The following is a 7,662-nucleotide window of genomic DNA, read 5'->3' as shown; positions in this document are numbered from 1 at the left end:
CGAGCGCTTCGACGCGCGCGGTGTCGGCGATCTGCGCGGCGACGACCTGGGCGGACTCGCGCGCTTCCTTAAGCATATTCGACAATCGATTCTCCTTCGACGTAGGTCGCGGTGAGGTTCAGGTCGCGATCGAACACCGCGAGGTCGGCCCATGCGCCGCGCTCGAGGCGGCCGCGATCGGCGATGCCGAGGTAGTCGGCCGCATAGCGCGACATCCGGTTCGACACATCGGCGATCGGCAGGCCGAGCGACACGAGGTTGCGCAGCGCCTGGTCCATCGTCAGCGTGCTGCCGGCGAGCGTGCCGTCGGCGAGACGCACGCCGCCGAGGCACTTCGTCACGTGCTGGCTGCCGAGCCGGTATTCGCCGTCGGGCATGCCCGTCGCGGACGTGCTGTCGGTCACGACGTACAGGCGCGGGATCGCGCGCAGCGCCGCACGAATCGCGCCCGGGTGCACGTGCAGCAGATCGGGAATGATTTCCGCGTATTCGGCGTGAGCAAGCGCCGCGCCCACCAGGCCGGGGTTGCGGTGATGCAGCGGCGACATCGCGTTGAACAGGTGCGTGAAGCCGCACGCGCCGTGCTTGAGCGCGGCCACCGCGTCGTCGTAGGTCGCGAGCGAGTGGCCGAGCTGCACGCGCACGCCGCGCGCGGCCATCTCGCCGATGATCTCGATGTGGCCGGCGATTTCCGGCGCGAGCGTGACGACGCGGATCGGCGCGATCGACAGGTACTTCAGCACTTCGTCGAGCACGGCCGAGACGGCCGCGTCGGGCTGCGCGCCGAGCTTGCCGGGGTTGATGTACGGGCCTTCGAGGTGCACGCCGAGCACGCGCGCGCCGCCCGGCGTGCGGGTACGCGCGACGCTGCCGAGGTTGCCGACGACTTTCATCAGTTCGTCGCGCGGCGCGGTCATCGTCGTCGCGAGCAGGCTCGTCGTGCCGAATTGCGCGTGCGTGCGGGCGATCGTCTCGATCGCGTCGCCGCCTTCCATCACGTCGGCGCCGCCGCCGCCGTGCACGTGCAGGTCGATGAAGCCGGGCAGGATGTAAGGCGCGTCGTTCTTCGCGGGATCGACGGGCTTGCCGTCGAGTGTCGTGATGCGGCCGTTCTCGCTATCGAGCGAACCCAGAATCCAGCCGTCGGGGGTAAGGATGTTTCCAGTCAGCATGACGTTCTCTTGATGATCTGGTGACGCGGGTATCCGCGTCGTGATTTGCAATTCCGTGTCGTTGCTTCACGGCTGTCGCGCGCGGGCAAGTCTCGCGCGTCAGCGTTTCAGTTCGGCGACGAAGTCGTAGTAGTCGTCGCGGCAATACGTTTCGCTCACTTCGATCGCGCGCTGGTCGGCACCGTAGCCGATCCGCGTGATCACCAGCAGCGCCGAGCCCGGTTTCACCGCCATCCATTTCGCGATCGCGTGGGTCGCGTTCGCCGCGCGAAAGTGCTGCAGCGCGCGCACGACGGTCATCCCGCGCGTGTCGAGGTACTCGTACAGCGACGCACCGAGCGCCTGCGGATCGGGCACCACCGCGGCCGGCAGCGTCGAATGCTCGACCGCCATCACGATGCCGTCCGCGCGGCGCAGCCGTTCGAGCCGCGCCACCGTCGCGCCGGGGGCGAGACCGAGATGCGTGATCTCGTCGCGGCTCGCGGCGCGCAGCGTGCGCGACAGCCATACCGAATCGGGCACGAAGCCGCGCTGCTTCATCTTCGCGGTGAAGCCGACGAGACGCGACAGCGGATCGGCGACGCGCGGCGTGATGAAGCTGCCCGCCCCGCGTGCCCGCTTGATCAGCCCCTGCTCGACCAGCAGCGCGAGTGCGCGACGGGCCGTGATCCGCGATACGCCGACCGACACCGACAGCAGCCGCTCCGACGGCAGCGCCTCGCCGGCCCGCCACGCGCCGGCGTGGATCGCGCTCGCCAGATTGCGGGCGAGCTGCAGATAGAGCGGCGTGTCGCTGAGGGGATCGGGCGCCAGTTCGGACCAGCCGGTTTCCATGTGCCTCCGGGTGTCGGACGACGACCTCGGGCCGTCGAAAGTGAGGGCATTATATAACCACCATAATACCAGTCAACGAACTGGTATTAGCGACGCGGAAATCGCCGAAAGCCTTGCCCGGCAAGCGTTTTAGTTGCGAGAAAGTCTTTGTTTACAACGCGATGCGGGATAGGGATTTACCCGGATTGGTATGCAAGGGGACAGTTCAAGCGCCGGATTTGCCGGGCTTGGAGGGGTGGAAACGATACCGGAATAGAACCAGTTCGGCCGACTGGTATGCATCGGCGTGGGGGGGTGCCGGTACGACGGGGGCACCCCGGCATCAATGGAACTCGCGGCTCGACGTGCGCAGGCCGCCGAGCAGCGGCGTCAGATCCTCGAAATGCTGCGCGACGAGGTGCCTCACGTCGCTCGCGACCTGCCACACGCCGGACACGGCGAGCAGCCGCGAATCGAGGGTTTCGCGGCGCTGCCGCGCGAGCAGCTCGGGCCGGACGATCAGGTTCACGCAGCCGGTTTCGTCCTCGAGCGTCATGAACATCACGCCTTTCGCGGTGCCCGGCATCTGCCGTGCGGTCACGAGCCCGCACGCGCGCGCGAGCCGGCCGTCGGGGCGGTCGTGCAGTTCGGCCGCGGACGACAGCCGCCGCGCGCGCAGCTCGGGCCGCAGCAGCGCGACCGGGTGGCGGTTCAGCGTGAGGCCGGTGGTGTGATAGTCGGCGAGGATGTCGTCGGCCTCCGACGGCGCGCCGAGTGCCGGCTTCTCCGCTTCGTCGATCGGTGCGGTCGCGAGCAGGTCGCGCTCGGGTGCCGCTGCAACCGCTTGCCACAGCGCGTCGCGGCGGTGGCCGGCGAGGGTCGCGAGCGCGTTCGCGGCGGCGAGCGCCTCGAGATCGCGGCGTTCGAGCTGCGCGCGGCGCGCGAGAGTGTCGACGTTGTCGAAGGGGCCCGCCGCGCGTGCGGCTTCGATCCTGCGGACAGCGGCTTCTCCCAGGCCGCTCACGAGCGACAGCCCGAGCCGAACGGCCGGCTGTCCGTGCGGAGGCGGCTGGCCGGGCAGCGCTTCGAGCGATGCCTCCCAGCCGCTTTGCGTGACGTCGATCGGCAGGACCTGCACGCCGTGACGCTTCGCGTCCTGCACGAGTTGCGACGGCGGATAGAAACCCATCGGCTGGCTGTTCAGCAATGCGGCGAGGAAGATCGCCGGTTCGTGGCATTTGAGCCAGCTGCTGGCGTAGGCGAGCTTCGCGAAGCTCGCCGCGTGGCTCTCGGGGAAACCGTAATCGCCGAAACCCTTGATCTGCTCGAAGATCTGTTCGGCGAACTCGGGCGGGTAATCGCGCTCGCGCATCCCGTCGACGATCCTGCCGTGATATTGCTCCAGATTGCCCTTGCGCTTCCACGCGGCCATCGCGCGACGCAACTGGTCGGCCTCGCCGGCCGTGAAGCCGGCCGCGATCATCGCGATCTGCATCACCTGTTCCTGGAAGATCGGCACGCCGTACGTCCGTTCGAGTGCGGGCTTCAGGTCCTCCTTTGGATAACTGACCTTTTCGAGGCCCTGGCGTCGTTTCAGATAGGGGTGCACTGCCCCGCCCTGGATCGGCCCCGGCCGCACGATCGCGACCTCGATCACCAGGTCGTAATAAGTGCGCGGCCGCAGGCGGGGCAGCATCGACATCTGCGCGCGCGATTCGATCTGGAACACGCCGACCGTGTCGGCGCGGCAGATCATGTCGTAGGTTGCGACGTCATCCTTCGGAATGTGCTTCAACGTGAACGGCTTGCCGTCTGCCTTCGGCGGGCCTCGCCATGCGGTGCGCATGTCGAACGCGCGATGCAGCGCCGACAGCATGCCGAGCGCGAGCACGTCGACCTTCATCAGCCCGAGTGCTTCGAGATCGTCCTTGTCCCACTGGATCACGCGCCGCCCGTCCATCGCCGCGTTCTCGACCGGCACGAGCCGCGTGAGCTTGCCGCGGCTGATCACGAAGCCGCCCGAGTGCTGCGACAGATGGCGCGGGAAGTTCAGCAGCCGCGCGGCGAGCCGGGCCCACGCCTGGATGAGCGGCGTCTCGGGATCGAGCCCGGTCGTCGAGAATTGCTGCAGCAGGTCGCGACTGCCGTCGAACCAGCGATGCGCTTTCGCGACGCGATCGACCAGCACCGGATCGACACCGAGCGCCTTGCCGGTCTCGCGCAGCACGCCGCGCGGGCGATAGGTCGATACGGCGGCCGCCAGTGCGGCGCGATCGTGCCCGTACTTCTCGTAGATATGCTGAATCACTTCTTCCCGGCGCTGATGCTCGAAATCGACGTCGATATCGGGCGGCTCGCCGCGTTCCACGCTGATGAAGCGCTCGAACAGCATCGTGCTCTGATCGGGATCGACCTCGGTAATGCCGAGGCAATAGCAGACCACCGAGTTCGCCGCCGAGCCGCGTCCCTGGCACAGGATGTTCTGGCTGCGCGCGAATTTGACGATGTCGTAGACGGTCAGGAAGAACGGCTCGTAATTCAGTTTCGCGATCAGGGCGAGTTCATGCCGGATCTGCCTGGCGACTTTCTCCGGCACACCATTCCAGTAACGCCGGGCCACACCCGCCCAGGTCTCCTGCTTCAGGTAGCTCGTCGGCGTATGCCCGCGCGGGACGAGTTCGAGCGGGTATTCATACTTCAGGTCGTCGAGGGAGAAATTGCAGCCGTCGAGCATCGCGCACGTCTGCGCGATCTCCTCCGGCGCAAACAGCTTCCCGATCCGCCCGCGCGCACGCAGATGCTGCTCCGCATTCGGCGCGAGCGCATAACCGCATTCCGCGACAGGCATCCCGACACGAATCGCCGTCATCACGTCCTGCAGTTCCTTGCACGAGCGCCGGTGCATCGTCACGTCGCCGAGTGCGACGATGCGCACGCCGCGCCGCTCGCCGGCCGCACGAACCTCCTCGCGCTGCGCACCGTCCAGCGCGCGCTGCAACTGCACGAGCCCGAGCCGTGCACGCTCGCCGAACGTCGCGCGAAACCACGCGACCTGTGCATCGAGCACGTCCGCGCGCACCGGGTACGCGGGCACGAGAATCGCGAAGCAGTCGGGCATGCCGCGCAGGTGTGCGAATGCCTCGGGCGGCCTCGACAGCATGTGCGACGTCAGCGTGTAAGTCCCCTTCGGCGCTTCCATCCGCCGCCACGAAATCAGCTCGGACAGGTTGCCGTAGCCTTCCCGATTCTGCGCGAGCAGCACGAGCCCGAACGCGCCGGGGCCCGGATCGTGGCCCGGTGCGACTTCATCCGGTGTGACTTCGAAGTACGAACCGATGACGAGCGGCAACCCTTTCGCCTTCGCCGCGACGTGCATGCGCGGTGCACCGGCGAGCGAGCATTCGTCGGTGATCGCGATCCCGCGATAGCCGAGTTCCGCCGCACGCTCGACCAGTTCTTCCGCATGCGACGCGCCATGCAGGAACGAAAAGTTCGAACGGCAGAACAACTCCGCGTAATCGGGCAGCCAGCTGAATTCCGCAACCATGACCGTTCACCCGAACAGGCCGTGCAGGAACCAGCGCGGCTCGGCCTCGCTCGCTGCCCGCTCCTTGAACACCCAGTAGCACGCACCGGTTTCGTCCTGCGCGACGTGGTAATCGCGTGCGGCGAGCTGGCCATCGAACCACCCGGCCTCGATCCGTTCCACCGACGACATCATCCTGAGCGGCGTATGAAATACCGGCCGCTCCCCCCGCATCAGCAGCGGCAGCGGCTCGTCCAGCAACCACGCGGGCCTCGGCGGCACGGCCGGCGGCCCGCCGGCCGGCTTGCCGGCCTGCGCATCGAGCGGCAGCCAGCGGTTCGCAGCCTCGGGCCGGTGATCGGCGACGGGTGCCGCGCGCAGCACGTTCTCCGCGCCGAGCCGTGCGACCAGCAGCTCGAACAGCCGCGCGCGCGTCTCTTTCGTGCCGCCCGGCTCGGGGAACAGATCGTCGGCCGGCGGCGCGACCGATTCGACGCGCGTGGCCGTCAGACGCACCGCGATCACCGCGGCCGGCAACTCGACGCGCGCGAGCCGCTCGCCGAGCAGCCGCATGAAGTGCGTCTCGTCGCGCACGGGTGCGGCGAACGCGAGTTCGAGCGGCGTCGGCGGCACGGCCTGGCGGCCGCGCTCGTGCTCGAGATCGAACGTCATCGCGGCCAGCGACAGCTGCCGCGCGGCCAGCCAGCCGCACAGCTGCACGACGAGCCGCCGCGCGGCGAACAGCACGGCTTCCGCGTATTCGACGCGCTCCGGCAATTCGAGCCGCACGTCGAACACCGGCGGCACCGCCATCCATGCGAGCGGCTCGACCGCATCGCCGTACGCGCGATCGAGCGCGGCCAGCAACGCGGGACCGCAGCGGCGCTGCAGCCCCGCGCGCGGCAGGTTGCGCAGGTCGGCGAGCGTGCGGCAGCCGAGGCCGTCGAACCAGCCCGCATACGGACGCGCCTCGGGCAGCAGCACGCACGGCAGCCTGTCGAGCGAACGCACGAGCGACACCTGGCCGGCGACGCGGCGCCGGATGCGTGCACGGGCCGACACGCGCGCGAGCAGCCACGCGCCCCGCCCGGTCGGTGCGGCGGACAGGCGCGCCGCATAACCGAGCGCCGCGAGCGTCGCGCGCACCTGTCGGCACAGCGACGGCAGGCCGCCGAACAGGCGCAGGCTCGGGCCGACGTCGACGATCAGCGTGGCTTCGTCGTCGAGCGCGACGCACGGCGAAAAGCGCAGCAACGCGAGCGCGACCGCGCGCAGCGCATCGGCCTCGCACGCGGGGTCGCGTTCGACGAGCCGCGTGTGCGGCGCGAGCGTGAGCACGCCGCCGCGCTTCATGCCCGCGCGCACGCCCTGCCGGCGCGCGGGTGCATCGGCGATCAGCACGACACCCTGCTCGAGCACCGCGCAGCCTGCTTCGTCCGCTTCGTCTACGCGTTGCGCCGCGCCGTCAGACGGCGGCGGGGCGCACACGTCGAGCGGCAGGCGCGGCAGATGGATGCCGAGCAAGACGCGCATAGCGGCTCTCCACGATGGGCGACGGCAGGTCGAGCACGAGCGGCTCGCCGCGTGCGGGGCCGCGACGCTTGACGATGTCGAGCGACACGCCGCCCGGCACCGGATACAGCGCGACACGCAGCACGGCCGGCGACGGTTGCCGCGCGGCCGACAGCGGACGCAGCATCACGAACAGCGTGTCGCCCGTGCGCGCGGCCGCGAGATGCAGGCGCCGCAGCGCATCGGGCCGCGCATCCTGCCAGAGCAGCAGCGCGCCGCAGCACCCCGTCTTGAGCGCCTGCTCGGCAGCCCACAGCGCATCGGTGCGGCTGCCGGCACGCAGCCACAGCAGTGCGTCGGACGGTACGCCGAGGCTGGCGAGCGCGGTCGCATGCGGCGCTTGAGGCGGCGCGACGAGCGCAAGCGGACGACGCGCGCTGACGGTGCGGGCGAGCGCGGGTGCGAGCAGCCGCATCTCGCCGCAGCCCGGCTGCGCGGCCAGCAGTTCGACGAGCCCGCCGACCGGCCAGCCGCCGCCCGGCAGCTCGGCCGACAGCGGGACGAAGCCGGTATCGATCGTGCGCGGGCCGCCGCGCGCGAGCTGGGAACCGCGCCACAGCGTTATTCCCCCCGACTCCG

The 7,662-nt window shown here is 69.5% G+C and carries 5 protein-coding genes; all 5 read right to left on the bottom strand.

Translation table 11 applies throughout. From position 1 onward, the window contains the following. Positions 1–68 precede the first annotated feature (68 nt). Positions 69–1,172: an N-acetylglucosamine-6-phosphate deacetylase gene (nagA, locus tag L810_RS19875; RefSeq protein WP_021160063.1), complete on the bottom strand. Its 1,104-nt coding sequence runs from the start codon at positions 1,170–1,172 to the stop codon at positions 69–71. A 99-nt stretch (positions 1,173–1,271) separates the two neighbouring features. Then, positions 1,272–2,006: a GntR family transcriptional regulator gene (locus L810_RS19870; protein WP_021160062.1), complete on the bottom strand. Its 735-nt coding sequence runs from the start codon at positions 2,004–2,006 to the stop codon at positions 1,272–1,274. A 322-nt stretch (positions 2,007–2,328) separates the two neighbouring features. After that, positions 2,329–5,532 (bottom strand): error-prone DNA polymerase, encoded by a 3,204-nt coding sequence (locus L810_RS19865; protein ID WP_021160060.1) that lies wholly within the window; start codon positions 5,530–5,532, stop codon positions 2,329–2,331. Between the two features lie 6 nt (positions 5,533–5,538). After that, positions 5,539–7,044: a Y-family DNA polymerase gene (locus L810_RS19860; protein ID WP_042975446.1), complete on the bottom strand. Its 1,506-nt coding sequence runs from the start codon at positions 7,042–7,044 to the stop codon at positions 5,539–5,541. Continuing rightward, positions 6,977–7,648 carry a translesion DNA synthesis-associated protein ImuA gene (gene imuA, locus L810_RS19855; RefSeq protein WP_081712878.1) on the bottom strand — a complete coding sequence of 224 codons (672 nt, stop codon included), beginning with the start codon at positions 7,646–7,648 and terminating at the stop codon, positions 6,977–6,979. Before imuA ends, L810_RS19860 begins: the two co-directional genes overlap by 68 nt. Positions 7,649–7,662: the final 14 nt, after the last annotated feature.

The sequence above is a fragment of the Burkholderia sp. AU4i genome (assembly GCF_000466765.1).
GTDB classification, from domain to species: Bacteria; Pseudomonadota; Gammaproteobacteria; order Burkholderiales; family Burkholderiaceae; genus Burkholderia; species Burkholderia cepacia.
This window is presented reverse-complemented; position numbering and strand designations above follow the sequence as displayed.